The sequence below is a fragment of the Pseudomonas sp. MPR-R2A5 genome (assembly GCF_058793055.1).
Genome location: NZ_JBXAFK010000054.1, coordinates 21538 through 38773 on the forward strand (window position 1 = coordinate 21538; position 17236 = coordinate 38773).

Annotated in this window: 15 protein-coding genes; 10 read left to right on the forward strand and 5 right to left on the reverse strand. The window is 63.8% G+C overall.

All coding sequences use genetic code 11. From position 1 onward, the window contains the following. The first annotated feature begins 153 nt into the window (after window positions 1-153). Both AC1Q6I_RS29105 and AC1Q6I_RS29110 read left to right on the forward strand, forming a co-directional pair. Complete coding sequence (locus tag AC1Q6I_RS29105; protein ID WP_069075673.1) at window positions 154-1998, forward strand: PAS domain-containing sensor histidine kinase; 1845 nt, start codon at window positions 154-156, stop codon at window positions 1996-1998. A gap of 4 nt (window positions 1999-2002) precedes the next feature. Further along, window positions 2003-2638 (forward strand): response regulator transcription factor, encoded by a 636-nt coding sequence (locus tag AC1Q6I_RS29110; protein ID WP_081329171.1) that lies wholly within the window; start codon window positions 2003-2005, stop codon window positions 2636-2638. A gap of 6 nt (window positions 2639-2644) precedes the next feature. Here AC1Q6I_RS29110 and AC1Q6I_RS29115 read toward each other — a convergent pair whose 3' ends face one another. Both AC1Q6I_RS29115 and AC1Q6I_RS29120 read right to left on the reverse strand, forming a co-directional pair. Continuing rightward, the gene (locus AC1Q6I_RS29115; protein WP_069075675.1) at window positions 2645-3259 is read right to left on the reverse strand and encodes a TetR/AcrR family transcriptional regulator; all 615 of its coding nucleotides are present in this window, start codon (window positions 3257-3259) and stop codon (window positions 2645-2647) included. Next, entirely contained in the window at window positions 3252-4103 is an 852-nt protein-coding gene (locus tag AC1Q6I_RS29120; RefSeq protein WP_024074651.1) for a 3-hydroxybutyryl-CoA dehydrogenase, read from the reverse strand. Before AC1Q6I_RS29120 ends, AC1Q6I_RS29115 begins: the two co-directional genes overlap by 8 nt. 162 nt (window positions 4104-4265) lie before the next feature. Between AC1Q6I_RS29120 and AC1Q6I_RS29125 the strand changes: the two genes are divergently transcribed. The 8 genes from AC1Q6I_RS29125 to AC1Q6I_RS29160 all read left to right on the forward strand — a co-directional run bounded on the left by AC1Q6I_RS29125 (window position 4266) and on the right by AC1Q6I_RS29160 (window position 12785). Beyond that, window positions 4266-5288 carry an AraC family transcriptional regulator gene (locus tag AC1Q6I_RS29125; RefSeq protein ID WP_024074652.1) on the forward strand — a complete coding sequence of 341 codons (1023 nt, stop codon included), beginning with the start codon at window positions 4266-4268 and terminating at the stop codon, window positions 5286-5288. A 366-nt stretch (window positions 5289-5654) separates the two neighbouring features. Then, entirely contained in the window at window positions 5655-7433 is a 1779-nt protein-coding gene (locus tag AC1Q6I_RS29130) for an acyl-CoA dehydrogenase family protein (protein ID WP_069075676.1), read from the forward strand. Window positions 7434-7650: 217 nt separating this feature from the next. After that, window positions 7651-8679: a phosphate ABC transporter substrate-binding protein PstS gene (pstS, locus tag AC1Q6I_RS29135; RefSeq protein WP_069075677.1), complete on the forward strand. Its 1029-nt coding sequence runs from the start codon at window positions 7651-7653 to the stop codon at window positions 8677-8679. Window positions 8680-8753: 74 nt separating this feature from the next. After that, the gene (gene pstC, locus AC1Q6I_RS29140; RefSeq protein ID WP_024074655.1) at window positions 8754-9719 is read left to right on the forward strand and encodes a phosphate ABC transporter permease subunit PstC; all 966 of its coding nucleotides are present in this window, start codon (window positions 8754-8756) and stop codon (window positions 9717-9719) included. After that, on the forward strand, window positions 9719-10630 hold the full coding sequence (pstA, locus tag AC1Q6I_RS29145; protein ID WP_024074656.1) for a phosphate ABC transporter permease PstA: 912 nt from the start codon (window positions 9719-9721) through the stop codon (window positions 10628-10630). The genes pstC and pstA overlap by 1 nt, the downstream gene beginning before the upstream one ends. 76 nt (window positions 10631-10706) lie before the next feature. Then, complete coding sequence (gene pstB / locus AC1Q6I_RS29150) at window positions 10707-11468, forward strand: phosphate ABC transporter ATP-binding protein PstB (protein WP_017847588.1); 762 nt, start codon at window positions 10707-10709, stop codon at window positions 11466-11468. Between the two features lie 31 nt (window positions 11469-11499). Beyond that, the gene (locus tag AC1Q6I_RS29155; protein ID WP_024074658.1) at window positions 11500-12198 is read left to right on the forward strand and encodes a hypothetical protein; all 699 of its coding nucleotides are present in this window, start codon (window positions 11500-11502) and stop codon (window positions 12196-12198) included. Next, window positions 12198-12785 (forward strand): hypothetical protein, encoded by a 588-nt coding sequence (locus tag AC1Q6I_RS29160; RefSeq protein WP_024074659.1) that lies wholly within the window; start codon window positions 12198-12200, stop codon window positions 12783-12785. Before AC1Q6I_RS29155 ends, AC1Q6I_RS29160 begins: the two co-directional genes overlap by 1 nt. A gap of 262 nt (window positions 12786-13047) precedes the next feature. On the opposite strand, the gene AC1Q6I_RS29165 is transcribed toward AC1Q6I_RS29160, so the two are convergent. The 3 genes from AC1Q6I_RS29165 to AC1Q6I_RS29175 are packed head-to-tail and all read right to left on the reverse strand — an operon-like array spanning window position 13048 to window position 17091. Next, window positions 13048-14388, reverse strand: coding sequence for a c-type cytochrome (locus tag AC1Q6I_RS29165; protein WP_102624676.1), 1341 nt, complete (start codon window positions 14386-14388; stop codon window positions 13048-13050). Window positions 14389-14404: 16 nt separating this feature from the next. Beyond that, window positions 14405-16636 carry a xanthine dehydrogenase family protein molybdopterin-binding subunit gene (locus AC1Q6I_RS29170; RefSeq protein ID WP_102624677.1) on the reverse strand — a complete coding sequence of 744 codons (2232 nt, stop codon included), beginning with the start codon at window positions 16634-16636 and terminating at the stop codon, window positions 14405-14407. Beyond that, window positions 16636-17091, reverse strand: coding sequence for a (2Fe-2S)-binding protein (locus AC1Q6I_RS29175; protein ID WP_024074662.1), 456 nt, complete (start codon window positions 17089-17091; stop codon window positions 16636-16638). Before AC1Q6I_RS29175 ends, AC1Q6I_RS29170 begins: the two co-directional genes overlap by 1 nt. Window positions 17092-17236 lie beyond the last annotated feature (145 nt).

Below are 17236 nucleotides of genomic sequence, written 5' to 3' on the forward strand. Positions count from 1 at the left end.
TTTAGCGTAGGCAAGCCGGCCCCAGCAGGAAAAGCGCGGTGACTTCTCCGGCCGCTTTTATATACTGTTCGCACGGATATATGGAAGTACTACCTGAGTTGTATAGTATATCTACTATATTTCGCTCACCGGCTTTCCCTCTGCATAGGTTCGATGATGATAGGCAACTCTGTGCGCGTGCCGCGCTGCTCGCCGCTGCTCGATCATGACCCGCAGCCGAGCCTCCTGTTGGACGCCCAGGCCCGGCCGCTGGAACTCAATGCGGCGCTGCGGGTATTGCTCGAGCAGCTGTCCCTGGCCGAGTGCGAAAGCCTGTTGCCGGTCAATTACGTGTCGCTCGTCCAGGCGTGCCTGGGGCAGGCGCGGGCGATCGAAAATGTCGAGGCGCAGTTCGCCGACCGCATCCTGGTGTGGACCTTTATTCCCGACCCTGGGGGCAATCGCGTACTGGCCCGTTGCCGGGACGCCAGTGCGCAGATTGCCGCCGAGCGCGAATCGGTCAAGGCCAGGCGCTTGTACCGGCTGATCATCGAAAACACCACCGACCTGATTTCCCGGCACACGCCCGACGGCTGTTTTCTCGATGCCTCGCCGGCGTCCTGGGCCTTGCTGGGGTATTGGCCGGGGGAGTTGCGTGGGCGCCCGGCGCAACGCCTGTTTCACCGCCAGGGCTTGGCCAGGCTGGCGCGTCGCGCCCGTGAGGGCCTGGAGCAGGACGGTTACTACACGATGACCTATCGCATCCGCCATCGTCAGGGGCATTACCTGTGGTTCGAGACGGCCTGCCGGGCAATCCGCGAGACCTACACGGGGGCGGTGGTGGAGGTGGTCAGCGTGTCCCGCGATATCACGGCCAGGGTCCAGGCCGAGGAAACCACCCGGCGCCTGGCCGAGGTGGTGGAGGCCCACACCGACCCCGTGTTGTTTATCCAGCCCGGCGGGGCCGTGACCTATCTCAACCCTGCCGCTCGACGCATCCTGGGGTTGCTTGAATCGCCGCAGATGCCGAGCCTGGCGCAGTTTCTCGGCAGCGAGGTCCTGGCCTGCCTGCACCGCGAAGGCTGGAGTAATGCGGAACGCCATGGCCGCTGGAGCCTCGACACGCGCCTGCAACCGCTGGGTGGGGCGGTGACGGTGCCCGTGGTGCTGATGTTGCTGGCGCATCGCTCTGCCAGCGGCGAGCGTTTTTATTCCCTGGTGGTTCGCGACCTCACTGAACGGGAGTTGCGCGAGGCTCAACAGCGTCATCACCAGGATGAACTGGCCCACACCGCGCGCCTGGTGACCCTGGGGGAACTGGCGTCGGGCATTGCCCATGAAATGAACCAGCCCCTGGCGGCCGTGGTGAACTACGCCAACGCCAGCCAGCGTTACCTGAGTGCCCTGGGCAGCGACTCCCCGGCGGCCGAACGGGTGGCGCAGGGCCTGGAGCGGATCTCCGTGCATGCCAACCATGCCGCGCAAGTGATCAAGCGCCTGCGCGCATTCCTGCGCAAGGGCCGACGGCGCATGGAGGCGTTGAACCCCCGGGAGGTGGCCCGCGAAGCGGTACGCCTGTGCGCCTGGGAGGCCGGCGATTGCCAGGTGACGATCGAGGATCGCCTGCCGGATAATCTGCCGCTGATCTACGCCGACCGCGTGCTGCTGGAGCAGGTGCTGTTGAACCTGCTGCGCAATGCCATCGAGGCGAATCGCGAAGCCCATCCCGGCCGGCCCTCGCGCCTGGTCATCGGCGCCGTGGCGCAGCGTGACGGCTGGGTGCAGATCGACGTCAGCGACCAGGGCCCCGGTGTATCACCGGCCCAACTGGAGCAGATATTTACCCCGTTCTACACCAGCAAGGCCAATGGCCTGGGCCTGGGCTTGTCCATGAGTCGCAGCATCATCGAAGGTTTCGGTGGCGAGTTGCAGGCTGTGCCGATGTCGGCAGGCCTGCAAATGTGCTGTCGCTTGCCGGCACATGCCCAGGGCGGTGCAACACAACAACAACAGGAATGAAGGCATGGTCAGCGTGACGGAACAGGTGGTGTATGTGGTGGATGACGACCAGGGGATGCTCGACTCGACCGTCTGGTTGCTGGAGTCGGTGGGCCTCAAGGCGCTGCCGTTTACCAGTGGCCGCGACTTTCTTGAGGCCTGCGACAGCCGCCTCAATGCCTGCGTGCTGCTGGATGTGCGCATGCCCGGCATGGGCGGCCTGAATGTCCAGGAGCACATGCGCAGCCGAGACTTGCACCTGCCGGTGATTTTCGTCAGTGGCCACGCCGACGTGCCGATCGTAGTCCGTGCCTTCAAGGCCGGTGCCCATGACTTTATCGAAAAGCCCTACAACGAACAGTTGCTGCTGGACAGCGTGCAGCAAGCCCTGAGCAAAGCCGATCAACACCACAGCCTGGGCGAAGGGCCTGCGCGGGTCCAGGCGCGCCTGCAACAACTGACGCCACGGGAGCGCGATGTGTTGCTCCCGCTGGTGCAGGGCTACACCAACCGGGAAATCGCCGAGCAGTTGGGTGTCAGCGTCAAGACCATCGATCTGTATCGCGCACGGGTGATGAAACGCATGGCGGCCAGTCATTTACCGGAGCTGGTGGGCATGGCGATTGCCGCCGGCCTGGTCGACCCCCTGCACCTGCGCTGAGGCGGCTCAGGCCACGGCAACCTGCAGGCTCGGCCGGTCACTGGGCCTTGTCGCCAGCATGCGCTCGATGGCACCGGTGAGCAGGTTCTCCAGCAGTTCGGTGCGTTCCGCCTCATCCAGCGCCTGATCGGCCAGCCAGCTCGGCGCGTTGTTCAGCAGCGTGGCGATGGCGTGGCCAGCGGCTTGCAGGGCCTGGGCACTCAGGCGCCGCGGCCGGCCGAGCATCTGCAACAGTCGGCGTTCGTATTGTTCGCGCAACTGCCGCACCCGCAGTTGCTGGTCTTGCGTGAGACAACCGCTGTCACGCTCCACCAGGCGGAAATGCCAGGGCATCTCTTCATGCAGCCTCAGGTGCGCGTGGATCAGCCGTTGCAGATTGTCCTGGCGCGAGCGTGGTCGCTGCTCGACGCGCCCCAGGGTGGTCAGCAGTTCTTCGTAGAACTCTTCGATCAGGTCCAGCAGCAGATGCTGCTTGCTGGGATAGTGGTGATACAGCGAGCCCGGGGTGAGCCCCAGGCTACTCGCCAGCTCGCGCATGCCGACTTGACCGAAGCCTTTGCTGGCCAGCAGTTCCAGGGCCTTGTTGCGGTGTTCGCACAGGCGCGAGCGATATTCAGCCATAGCTATGGAAGCCGCGCCCGGTCTTGCGCCCCAGGTAACCGGCGGCGACCATCTCCCGCAGCAGCGGGGCGCTGCGGTATTTGCTGTCCTGGAAGCCGTCGTAGAAGGCCTCCAGGATCGCCAGCAGGGTATCCAGGCCGATCAGGTCGGCCAGTGCCAGCGGGCCGATCGGCTGGTTGCAGCCCAGGCACATGCCGGCGTCGATGTCTTCGGCGCTGGCCAGGCCCTCCTGGAGCACCAGGATCGCTTCGTTGATCATCGGCACCAGGATGCGGTTGACCACAAAGCCTGGGCGATTGCCGGCGGTGATCGCGGTTTTGCCCAGGTACTGGGCCAGCTCGATGGCCTGGGCGTGGGTCGCGTCACTGGTCTGCAGGCCCCGGATCACTTCGATCAGGCCCATCACCGGCACCGGGTTGAAAAAATGCAGGCCGATAAAGCGCTCGGGGGCGTTGACGCTCGCTGCCAGTTCGGTGATGGACAGCGACGAGGTATTGGAGGCAATCACGCACCGCTCATCGACGTGCGCGGCGATCTGTTGCAACACGCGTCGTTTCAGCTCGAGGTTTTCCGTGGCGGCCTCGATCACCCATTGCACAGGCGCCAGGCTGGTGTAGTCGGTGCTGGTGCGGATCTTGTCCAGGGCGGCGTGCTTCTGCGACTCGCTGAGCAGCCCCTTGCTGACCTGGCGATCAAGGTTCTTGCCCACCGTGGCCAGGGCTTTTTCCAGGGCACCGGCGCAGATGTCCAGCAAGGTCACGTTAATGCCGGCCACTGCGCAGACCTGGGCGATGCCGTTACCCATGGTGCCCGCGCCGATTATGCCGATAGTCTGCAAATTCATCGTCAGTCTCTCTTCTCAAGGTGCGCTGCCTTTGCAGGGCAGGCACGCCTTGCAATACGGAGCATTGGGCGAGAGTCTAGGGCCCGACAATGTGGCGGCCTATGCCGTAACCTGTCAGTTGTATTGGCGTTTCTTACCATGTTCACGCTACAGGACCCCAGAATGATGCCCACGCGGGAAAAGGATTCGGTTGCCGTCTACTTCGTGCAGGTCATGATCCATGCGCTGCGCGACCAGCCTGAGCGGCAGGCCGCGGTGCTGGCCGAAGCGGGCATTGCGCCGGCGCTGCTGAATCAGCCCGAGGCCCGGGTGCCGGCCAGTGCGTTTGCGGCGTTATGGCTGATCCAGATTCGCGAGTTGAACGACGAGTTCTTCCGGCTCGACTCCCATGGCATGCCGCCGGGCAGTTTCGCCCTGATCTGCCGGGGGCTGATCCAGGAACCGAACCTGGGCAAGGCACTCACCCAGTGCCTGGCCAGTTTCTCCCTGTTCCTGCGCGATTTTCGCGGCAGCCTCAGCGTGCAGGGCAAGCGCGCGGTGCTGCGCCTGGAGGCCGGCGGCGGCGATGACGACACCCGTCGTTATGGCGAAGAAACCTTTCTGGTGCTGATGATCAGCCTGCTGTGCTGGTTGGGTGGCCGACGCGTGCCCATCGATCGCGCCGATTTCCGCCATGCCCGTCCGCCCCAGAGCGACGACCTGTTGCTGTGGGGCTACAACCTGACGTTTGGCGCCGAGCGCACCGAAATCGAATTTGCCAGCAGCTACCTGCACCTGGCCGTGGTCCAGGACCTGGCTTCGCTCAAGGTGTTCCTGCGCAGCGCGCCGCAATGGCTGGTGATCCGCTTTCGCAACCCGCATGGCGTCTCGACCCAGGTGTACCAGCGCCTGCGTGGCAGTCACTACAGCCAATGGCCGGCCCTGGAGGACTTGGCGGTGGACTTGCACATGAGCCCCAGTACCTTGCGCCGACGCCTGGAGCGCGAGGGCTGTTCGTTTCAGGAGATCAAAGATGAAGTCCGGCGCAGCATGGCGCTGGAGCTGCTTTGCCAGACACGGGCCAGCATTGGTGAAATCGCCGCGCACAGCGGTTTCCAGGAGCCCAGCGCGTTTCATCGGGCCTTCAAGAAGTGGACCGGTGAAAGCCCTGGCCGTTACCGCGACCGCGTCCAGGGCAAGCCCTAATGCCATTCAGTCAGGGCTTTTTTGTAGGAGCGAGCTTGCTCGCGAAGAACCCGCAGGCGCCGCGTTCATTCAGGAAGCACGCGTTATCGTTGACGTTCTTCGCGAGCAAGCTCGCTCCTACAAAAAGCCTTAACTGAATGAGCCCGCTCCCCACCGTTACAGTGTTCCTCCTTCAGTGAGAGTGTCCGTTTACGTCAGTTTTTCGACGGATTTGGTAATTGCCAGGGCGCACTCGCTCAACGCTCAATAGCGCTATGTGCTGCGGGCTCCGCAGTACACCTGGGTTTTTGCCGATGGCCGTTTGGGTCAATCGCCAGCGGCGAAGGCGGTAGCAGCCTGTCTAACGAGTCAACGAGGAAAGCAGCAATGAGTGGTTATGCCCATCCGTACCGCGATACCGAATTCGTGCTGGAGGAATTGGTCGGGTTTGAGCGGTTATGCGCGAGCGCCGGGCTTCAGGATGTCAATAACGAGTTGGTCTCGGCCATTTTGAGCGAGGCCGGCCGCTTGGGTTCCGGCGTGCTGGCACCGCTCAACCGGGTCGGCGATACCCAGGGGGCGCGGTTGGGCGAGCAGGGTGTGCAGGAAACGCCGGGGTTTGCCGATGCCTATCGGCAGTTCCAGGAGGGCGGCTGGCCCTCGTTGACGGCGGCGGAGCAGCATGGCGGGCAGAACCTGCCCAACGTGATCGGCACGGCCGTCAATGAAATCTGGCACAGCGCCAATATGGCGTTCGCCCTGTGCCCGATGTTGACCCAAGGCGCCATCGAGGCCATTGCCCATCACGGCTCGGCCGAACTGCAGGCGCACTACCTGCCCAAACTGGTCAGTGGCGAATGGACTGGCACCATGAACCTCACCGAACCGGATGCCGGCTCCGACCTGGCCGCGATCAAGAGCCGGGCGGTCCCCCAGGGCGATCATTACCTGATCAGCGGCCAGAAGATCTTCATCACCTGGGGCGACCACCAGATGACCGACAACGTCGTGCACCTGGTGCTGGCGCGGTTGCCAGAGGCTCCGGTGGGCGTCAAGGGCCTTTCATTGTTCGTGGTGCCGAAGTTCTTGCTCGACGCCCAGGGCCGGCCAGGTGCGCGCAATCATGTGCAGTGCATTTCCCTGGAACACAAACTGGGCATTCATGGCAGCCCCACCTGCGTGATGAACTTTGGTGACCCCGAAGGGGCCGTCGGCTATTTGCTCGGTGAACCGCACACGGGCCTGGCCTGCATGTTCACCATGATGAACCACGCCCGCCAGAGTGTCGGGTTGCAGGGGCTGGCGATTGCCGAACGGGCCTACCAGCAGGCGCGTCAATACGCCAAGGACCGCCTGCAAGGCTCGCGTAAGGACGGCAGCCGTTTCTCGATCATCCACTTTCCGGATGTGCGCCGGATGTTGTTGCAGATGAAAGCGTCCATCGAAGCCATGCGCGCGTTGGCCCTGGTGGCCGCGGCGGAAGTCGACCGTGCCGCGTGCGCAGCCACGGCAGACCTTGCGCGCGAGCATCAGGGCCGGGTCGACCTGTGGACCCCGATCGTCAAGGGCTGGCTGACCGAGCTGGCCCAGGAGGTCACCTCCCTGGGCGTGCAAATCCACGGCGGCATGGGGTTTATCGAAGAGACCGGCGCGGCCCAGCATTATCGTGACGCCCGTATCCTCACCATTTATGAAGGCACCACCGGTATCCAGGCGCTTGACCTGGTTGGGCGCAAGACCCTGCTGAACCAGGGCGAGCTGTTGAACAACCTGCTGGATGAAATGCATGAAACCGTCGAGCAACTGCACCGCATCGACGCCCTCGCGTACCAGGCGGTGACGCTGGAGGCCGCACTCGGGGCCGGACGCCAGGCCTTGTCCCTGTTACTCGACCAGGCCAAACACGATGGGGATTGGGCGGGCAGCGTCAGCGTTAACTACCTGATGCTGTTCGGCTACCTGTCGGGCGGCTGGCTCATGGCGCGCTCGGCGGTGCAGGCGCATGCGCGCCTGGCCGCCGGCACGGGCGACGCCAGCTTCCTTGAAGCCAAGGGCATCAGCGCACGTTTCTATGCCGAGCAACTGCTGCCCCGCGTGCACGCCTTGCTGGCGGCGATCAGCGCCGGGAGCGCGAGCATCATGGCGTTGGAGGAAGAGCAGTTCTGACCGCCGCGTTGTAGCGTCTGCAGCCGGGGGTACCTCACGGCTGCAGACGCCATTGGCCAGGGCGGCGTCAGTTGCATGTGTTATGAGGTAATAACGTCGAAATTGGCCGCTGTGGCGATAAATGGGGACAAAAACGCTGCCTGCCATTCAACATTCATAAAAACGTAACAACACTGCTGCAAAGTTCGGGAGCCCTTAAACACAAGGAGTTCCCTTAATGAAAAGCTTGATGAAGTCTGTTGCACTCGCCGTTACGGTATCGCTGTGCGGCACCACGGTGTTCGCTGCCGAGAGCGTCCGCCTGACCGGCTCCGGCGCCAGTTTCCCTGCACCGATCTACCTCACCTGGTTCAAGGACTTCAGCAAGAAAAGCGAAGGTGTCACCGTGGATTACCAATCCAAGGGCAGCGGCGCGGGTGTACAGGACTTCCTGAATAAAACCGTCGACTTCGCCGCCAGTGACTCGGCGATGAAAGACGAAGACATCGCCAAGGTCGCCGAAGGCGCGCAGTTGCTGCCGATGACCGCGGGCGAAATCGTGCTGGCCTACAACCTGCCGGGCAACCCCAAGGGCCTGAAGCTGCCACGGGATGTGTACTCCAACATCTTCCTGGGCAAGATCACCAAGTGGAACGATCCGCAGATCGTCGCCGCCAACCCTGACCTGAAACTGACCGATACGCCGATCACCGTGGTTGTGCGTGCAGACTCCAGCGGTACCACGGCGGTCTTCACCAAGCACCTGGCAGCGATCAATCCGCAGTTCCAGAAAGAGCTGGGTGAGGGCAACACCGTCAACTGGCCAGCCAGCGACAAATTCATCAAATCGCCCAAGAACGATGGTGTGACCGCCACCGTACGCCAGACCCCGGGCGCTATTGGCTACATCGAATACGGCTTCGCCAAGCTGGCCAAGGTTGACTTTGCCCAACTGCAAAACAAGTCCGGTCATTACGTCGTGCCGAACGCCGAAAGCGGTGCCGAAGCCCTGGCCGCGGTGAAAATGCCGGAAAGCCTGGTGGCCTGGCTGCCGGACCCGGACGGTGCCAAGTCGTACCCGATCACCTCCTACACCTGGATGATCTTCCGCAAGCAGAACGGCAACCCGGCCAAGGCCAAGGCCATGCGTGAAATGGTCGAGTACAGCCTGACCGAGGGGCAGAAAATCGCCGACTCGATGGGTTATATCCCGCTGCCGAAATCGGTCGTGGACCAGGTTCGCAAAGCGTCCGCCAACATCCAGTAACGCGCTTAGGGCCTCTCTCGGTGTGTGCTGCCAGCCATGCCGGGAGCGCTTCCCCCCTGTTCCGGAACTCGCCAATGAACACACCTTTTGTCGTACCGGTTAACCCGGATTCTGCCTGCCAGCCACCGTCTACGAAGGATTTCCTGGTTGACCGGACCTTCCGTGCGCTTGCGCGAATAGGGGTGGTGCTGGTGCTGGCATTGGTCTTTGCCTTGGTCTTCGAGGTGGGACGCAAAGCCCTTCCCGGCATGGAAAAGCACGGTTTTGACGTATTGCTCGGCAGCGTCTGGGACGTCAACCAGGGCAAGTACGGCATTCTGCCGGCTATTTGGGGCACGCTGTACAGCGCCCTGATCGCCTTGTTGATCGCCGGGTTTTTCGGCGTCAGCATGGCGATTTTCCTGACCCAGGACTTCCTGCCCGCAAAACTGGCCGCCGTGTTTCGTACCATCGTCGAATTGCTCGCCGCGATCCCCAGCGTGGTGTACGGCCTGTGGGGCATCTACGTGGTGATTCCGGCCATTCGCCCGCTGACGGCCTGGTTGAACACTGAACTGGGCTGGATCCCGTTTTTCGGCACGTCCTTGAGCGGGCCGGGGCTGCTCCCGGCGGCGCTGGTACTGGCCATCATGATTCTGCCGACCATTGCCGCGGTGTCCCAGGACGCCCTGACCGCCGTGCCGATGAAAACCAAGCAAGCGGCCTATGGCATGGGCACCACCCATTGGGAAGCGATCCTCAAGGTGATGGTCCCGTCCGCCGCCACCGGTATTTTCGGCTCGCTGGTCCTGGGCCTGGGCCGCGCGCTGGGTGAAACCATGGCCCTGGCCATGCTGGTCGGTAACGCGAACAACATCTCCCTGTCGCTGTTTGCCCCGGCCAATACCCTGGCGGCCTTGCTGGCGCTGAACTTCCCCGAAGCCGGGCCGAACGAGATCGAGGTGTTGATGTACGCGGCACTGGTGCTGATGTTGATCACGCTGATCGTGAACGTCTTCGGCTCCATGATCATGATGTATGCCCAACGGGGTAATAAGTGATGACTGATCTCACTGCAGCAACCGACCTGACCGCGCCCGCAGGCGCGATGCCCAGCTTGCAGCGCAAGTTCGAAGGCCGCGCCCTGCGTAGCCTGGTATTGACCACTCTGGTCTGGGGCGGCGCGCTACTGGCCAGCGTGCCGCTGATCTCCGTGCTCTACATGCTGATCATGCGCGGCGGGGCGCGCCTGAGCCTGGAAGTGTTCACCGAGTTGCCTCCGACGGGGTTCGAGACGGGCGGTGGCTTCGGCAACGCCATGGCCGGCACCTTTGTGATGGTCGGTATCGCGGCGGCTATCGCCGTACCGGTCGGCATCATGGCGGCGATCTTCCTGGCCGAACTGGGGCCGGACAGCAAGCTGGCCAACGCCTCGCGCTTTGCCGCCAAGATGCTCACGGGGCTGCCTTCCATCCTGGCCGGGGTGTTTGCCTATGCCCTGGTGGTGATGACCACCGGGACCTACTCGGCCCCGGCGGGCGGCGTGGCACTGGCGGTCCTGATGCTGCCCATCGTGGTGCTGACGGCGGAAGAGTCGATGAGGATGGTGCCCAAGATCATGAAGGATGCGGCCTACGGCATGGGCTGCACACGCTCGCAGGTCATCTGGAAAATCGTCTTGCCCACCGGCCTGCCGGCGATCCTCACGGGCGTCATGCTGGCCGTGGCGCGAGCGGCGGGCGAAACCGCGCCGTTGTTGTTTACCGCGCTGTTCAGCAACTACTGGATCTACCACGACGGCAGCCTGGCCGTCATGAATCCGACGGCCTCGTTGGCCGTGCTGATTTACAACTTTTCAGGCATGCCCTTCGACAACCAGCTTGAGCTCGCCTGGGCGGCCTCGCTGGTGCTGGTCATGATCGTGCTGGTCGTAAATATCGTCAGCCGTATTTTCGGCAAGCCCAAGTATTGAGAACGGGAGCACCTGAATTTTGAACGTATCAACTGCGCAACGAGCCGCTCCGTTTGTCACCCAGGCGCCTGTGGTCATGGACTGCAAACTGGACAAGATTTTCTACGGCAACTTCATGGCCGTGCGTGACAGCCATGTGCCGATCGAAAAAAACAAGATCACCGGCTTCATCGGGCCTTCCGGCTGCGGCAAAAGTACCGTGCTGCGTAGCCTCAACCGCATGAACGATCTGGTGAAGGGCTTTCGCTTCGAGGGCCATGTGCATTTCCTCGGGCAGGACGTCTACGGCAAGGGCGTTGATCCAGTGGTCGTGCGCCGCTATATCGGCATGGTGTTTCAACAGCCGAACCCGTTTTCGATGAGCATCTTCGACAACGTCGCCTTCGGCCTGCGCCTCAACCGCTACAAGGGCGACCTGGGTGATCGCGTCAAGCACGCCCTGCAAGGCGCCGCGCTGTGGGATGAGGTCAAGGACAAGCTCAAGGTCAGCGGCCTGTCGCTGTCCGGTGGCCAGCAGCAACGGCTGTGTATCGCCCGAGCCATCGCCACCGAGCCGGAGGTGCTGTTGCTCGACGAGCCTTGTTCCGCGCTGGACCCGATCGCCACCCGCCGGGTCGAGGAACTGATGGTCGAGTTGAAGAAGGACTACACCATCGCGCTGGTCACCCACAATATGCAGCAGGCCATCCGCGTGGCGGACACCACGGCCTTCTTCTCAGTGGACATTTCCCAGGGCACGCGCACCGGCTACCTGGTGGAGATGGGCCCCACCGCGCAGATTTTCGACAACCCGCGCGAACAAATGACCGGGGACTACATCAGCGGCAAGTTCAGCTGACCCACTTATCCAACGTTTCTCAGGATTGCCAATGCCTGCAACACGTCGCCTTGATTTGCCCGCGATCGAACGCGCACTGCGTGAGGTACAGAGCCGCTTTGCCGAACTCAGCCGGCACTTTACCGAGCCGCGCGACCCCTTGACGGACGAAGTGCTGCACAACGTGCTTGAAGGCTACGCGCTGATTGACGATTATGTCGCTCGCGGCGTCGACCTGTTCGATCTGCAGCAACTGAACCTGATGCTGGAGATCAACGCCACCGTGCTCTGCGGCAAGGACCCGGTGCGTCGGCTGGAATACGCCCAGCACCTGGCGGCCACCGAGGAGCACTTTTTCAACAACGTTGAAGGTGGCATCAAGGACTTGTACAACTGGTATTGCGCGTATCGCAGTGAGTCCGTGTGGAAGCGTGCCGCGGGTGTGTATGTGCGCATCCTCAGCAAGCCGCAATTGTTCATCGAGGGCAACAACCGCAGTGGCTCGCTGATCGTCAGCTACTTGCTGATGCGCGCCGGGTTGCCGCCGTTCGTGCTGACGCTGGATAACGCCGAGGGCTATTTCAACCCGTCCTCGGTCATACGCAACTCCGCCAAGCATGGCGTCAAGGCGTTGTACGAATTGCCCAAGATCAAGAAAAAATACGCTGCGTTCCTGGAAGATAAGGCGCCTGATCCAATGAAGTTTTTCCTGAGCGACACCGCCGTGCCTGCCTATCAGGGAGGCCTTTGATGGGACGGTATTCAGTGACCGACACGCTCCAGCGCCTGTTCAAACGCCCGCGCATCCGTATCTCGTTTGATATCGATGACACATTGGCCTGCCAGCTCCACCATAGCGCCGTCGAACGCAGCCGGCTGCCGGCCTGTGTCCACCGGTTGCTCGGCGAGCCGCTGCGCCTGGGGACACGCGCCCTGACCCGCGAACTGCGCCGCCAGGGTTGCAGCATCTGGGTCTATACCTCGTCCGGTCGCACACCGTCCTATATTCGGCGTTGGCTCATGCTGTATGGCATCCGTGTCGACGGTGTGGTCAACAGCGTGCTGCACAACCGTGCGCTGACGGTGCATGGCCTGTCGAATACCCCCTCCAAATTTCCGCCGGCCTTCGATATCGACTTGCATGTCGATGATTCCGAAGGTGTGCGCAGTGAAGGCCATGACCATGGTTTCCGCGTGGTCGTGGTGGACCCGCAGGACGAAAACTGGGCACAGCGAGTGCTGGATGCCGTCGCTCATGTCCAGGCGCAACTCGCCCGGCAGCAACCGCTCAGGCACCCACAGCCTGCGCGACCACGGGCGCAAGTGTTCTCCTCCTGAGCATGGGTATCTGCTTGGGCTCAACGCTGAACACCCGGTAGATAGGGGCTGCTGTGGCGAGCGGGCTTGCTGTGGTGAGAGGGCTTGCTGTGGCGAGCGGGCTTGCCCCGCGTTGGGCTGCGCAGCAGCCCCAGTCAAGAAGAGCGCGGTGTATCAGACACTCTGTAGAGGCTGGTTTTGGGGCTGCTGCGCAGCCCAACGCGGGGCAAGCCCGCTCGCCACAACAGGTCTGTGTGCCGGGGCGATCGCCGGAATACGCCTTTCAGCGCATATGCAGAATAATCGGGCTGCTGCTGGCCGGGTCTGTATGCCCGCGCAGCTTGGCCACCGCCTTCGCGTCGACCGCGCCACCGCTGTTGCCCCAACTGCTGCGCACGAAACTCAGAACCTCGGCGATTTGCGCGTCGGTCAGTTGCTCGCGGAAGGCCGGCATGCGGTACGCGTCCGGCACGCCGGCGGCGACGATGCGTTGCGAGCCGTTGAGGGTGATGTTGATCGCCGAGGCGTCTTCCTTGGCCAGTGCCGAGGTGGCGCCGGCCAGCGGTGGCATCCACTTGGGTTGGCCCTTGCCGTCAAGGCCGTGGCAGGAGGCGCAGCGGGTCGCGTAGGTGTGCGCGCCGGGGGAGTCCGGGCGCGCTTCGGCGGTCACGTAGTGCCAGGGTGTGCCGTCGCGCTGCGGGTCGCCGGGCAGTGACTTGAGGTAGCGCGCGATGGCCGCCAGGTCGTCGTCAGCCATGAACTGGGTGGAGTTGTTGAAGGCTTCGGTCATCGAACCGTAGACCACCGCGTGTTGATTACGCCCGCTCTTAAGGAACTGCACGATCTCCGGTTCGCTCCAGCGCCCCAGCCCGGTGTTGGGGTCCTGGCGCAGGCTGGGGGCGTACCAACCGTCGAGCAGGGCGCCGGCGAGGAACGGCGCGCCGGATTCGTCGAGGGCCTTCTCGTTGAAAGCCAGGCCGCGCGGCGTGTGGCAGCTGCCGCAGTGGCCCGGCCCCTGGACGATGTAGGCGCCGCGGTTCCACAGCGCGTCCTGGCTGGGCTTGGCCGCGTAGGTGGCGGTCGGCGCGAACAGGCCATTCCACAGCGCGATGGGCCAGCGCATATTCAGCGGCCAGGGAATATCGCTGGGGATATTCGGCTGCTTGGCCGGTTGCACGCCATGCATGAAAAACGCGTACAGCGCACGCACGTCGTCGTCGCTGAGCTTGGCATAGGACGGGTAGGGCATGGCCGGGTAGAGGCGTCGACCACCTGGCGCTACGCCGTGGCGCACCGCGCGGTCGAAGTCGGCCAGGCTGTAGGCGCCGATGCCGGTGCCCTGGTCGGGGGTGATGTTGGTGGCGTGGATAGCTCCCAGCGGCGTGGCCATCTCCAGGCCGCCGGCAAACGGTGCCTTGCCCGGCAGGCTGTGGCAGGCCACGCAGTCGCTGAGGCGGGCGACGTACTCGCCACGGCTGATCAGGGCCGGCTCGCTACTGGCGGCCGCTTCCTGTGCGAAGGGTGAAGCGGGCTGGCGGTTGACATACCAGGCCAGCAGCGCGGCGGCGACCAGGCCGGCCAGCGCGAGCCAGCCTACGGTTCTTGCGAATCGGCGGTTGTTCATGGGCGTTCCTTGTCGGTTAGCTGAAGGTGTATCGGCTCAATGGCAGGCTGCGGATGCGCTGGCCAGTCAGCTGCGCGACCGCATTGGCCACCGCCGGCGCCACGGCAGGCAGCGGTGGTTCGCCGATACCGCCCATCTTTTCGCCACTTTCGACGATCTTGACGTGCACCTGGGCCATGCGCGAAGGCGGCAGGATCGGGTACAGGTCGTAGTTGCGCGCACGTGGCTTGCCGTCCACGTACACCGCTTCCTCCAGCAAGGTTTGCGACAGGCCCAACGCCACGGCGCCATTGACCTGGGCCTCAATGATCGCCGGGTTGACGATGCTGCCCGGATCGATGGCTTCCCAGATCTGGTGCACCTTGACCTGGCCCTTGTCGATCGACACTTCGGCGATCACTGCGGCGTGGGAGCCAAACGGCGAAGCCATGGCCACGCCGCGCGCGCGTCGGGTGCCATCCTCGGCGGTGTAGGGGCCACGCTTCCAGCCACCGGACAGCTCGCCCACCGCGTTGAGCAAGGTGGTCAGCCGTGGGTTGTCGCGCAGCAGGTGCAGGCGCAGCTCAAAGGGATCGCGGCCGCCTTTGTCCGCCAGTTCATCAAGGAACGCTTCGTAGAAGAAGTCGTTGAGCGAATTGCCCACCGAGCGCCAATAGCCGAGCATGGCCGGGCCCTTGACGTAGATCTGCGCGATGCGTTTGTTGGGGATGGCGTAGCTCTTGCCCGACAGCCCTTCAAGGGCCGTGGGGTCGAGCTTTTCGCCCTGTTTGCCGGCGATGGCTTCGGTGGGGCCTTCGGTGGCGCTGACTGCCTCGATTGCCACGGGCAAGCCTTCGGCGTCCAGCGCGGCGCGGAACTTGACCACCGCCACCGGGCGCAGCACATCGCGCAGAAACTCTTCCTCGCGGCTCCAGATCAACTTGATCGGACGGCCCACCGCCTTGGCCAGGGCGATGGCCTGCGGGTACGGGCTGGCCGAGTCATACAGGAAATGGCGGCCGAAAAAGCCGCCCAGCAGGGGCGAGTGCAGGTTGATTTTGGACGGGTCGAGACCGGCGCGCTTGGCGATGTCGGCGCGGAACAGGTCGGGCGCCTGGTTGGGCAGCCAGATGTCCAGCGTGCCGTCGGGGTTGAAGCGTGCCAAGGCCGACGGCGGCTCCAACTGAGCGTGGTTGACGTATTGATTGTGGTAGGTGGCTTCGACCTGAGTCTTGGCGCTTGCCAGGGCGGCGGCGACGTCGCCTTGGTTTTCGTCGTCGCGGGCCGGGCCTTGTTGGGCCGCAAGAAAATCACGGTACGTGTCGCTGGAAAAATTCGCCGGCATCACGCGCACGCTGGCATCGGCGGCAGCTTCCTGCCAGTCGACCTGGATCGCCTCGACGGCGCGCTTGGCGTGCCACCAGCGTTCGGCCACGACGGCGACCGCCCCAGGCAGTTGATGCACCGAGTGCACGCCTTTCATGGCTTCGACCTGGGCCTGGTTGCGCAGGCCGCCCACGCTCATGCCCAGGCGCGGCGCGTGCTGCACGGCGGCGTGGAGCATGCCGTCGACCTTCATGTCGATGCTGTATTGCGCCTTGCCGGTGGATTTGTCATAGGCATCCAGGCGCTTGACCGGCTTGCCGATCCAGCGGAACTGGCTCGGGTCGCGCAGGGTGATGCTGGCCGGGTCGGGCACCGGCATGTCCAGCGCGCGACTGGCCAGCTCGCCGTAGCCCAGTGAGCGGCCAGACGCGGCATGAACCACACGGCCCGGCTGGGTGGTCAGCTCGGCCAGCGGTACGCCCAACTGCTCGGCGCCGGCCTGCAACAGCATGGCGCGGGCCAGGGCGCCGAGGCGGCGCATGGTCGGGTAACTCATGCGCACCGACATGCTGCCGCCGGTAATGCGCATGCCGTTTTCCATCACCACATACGCTTCACCGGGCGGCGCGGCTTCGACGATGAACGTGGCGGGGTCGGCGTCCAGCTCTTCGCCGACAATCTGCGCCATCGCGGTATGGGTGCCTTGGCCACCTTCCATGAAGGGGCTGAGCAGGCGCACGCTGCCGTCCGGGCGGATCTCCAGGAACGCCGGCACCTGGGTGCCGCGTTCCGCCGTGGCGGCGGCCTGCACCCGGGCAGAGCCCAGCGGCAAGCCGAATCCGATGACCAGCGCGCCCACGGCCGTGCTGGCCAGAAAGCGCCGGCGCGACAGGTTGATGGGCTCGCTCAGCGACAGGTCGGGTAGCTCGTAGCGCGTGTTCATCAGGCGTTCTCCTGCTTGGCCAGGTCATGCACCGCGGTACGAATGGCGTTATAGGTGCCGCAGCGGCACAGGTTGACCATCGCTGCTTCGATCTGCGCATCACTCGGCGCGGGGGTGTGCTTGAGCAGCGCGGTGGCGGCCATCACCTGCCCGGACTGGCAGTAACCGCATTGCGCCACTTGATGCTCGACCCAGGCGGCGACCACCCGCTGGCCCACCGCATCGGCCTCGATGGCCTCGATGGTGGTGATCTCGCGACCGACCACACCCGCCACCGGCGTGACGCAGGAACGCACCACGTTGCCGTCCACCAGCACCGAGCAGGCGCCGCATTGCGCCAGGCCGCAGCCGTACTTGGTACCGGTCAGCCCAAGGTCATCACGGATGACCCACAGCAATGGCGTGTCGGCGTCGGCATCGACCTGATAGGACTTTTGGTTGATTCGTAGCTCCATGATGCATGGCTCCGTGGCTCATCGGCTGATCTTCGGTCGGTGGGGCTTTTTTCTTATGCGAGCGACAGGCGCTCATTGTCGAACTCTAGACCAGGGGGCAAGGGCTATCTATCAAAGCGCCGATAAGTCGGAGGATCAGGCAAGT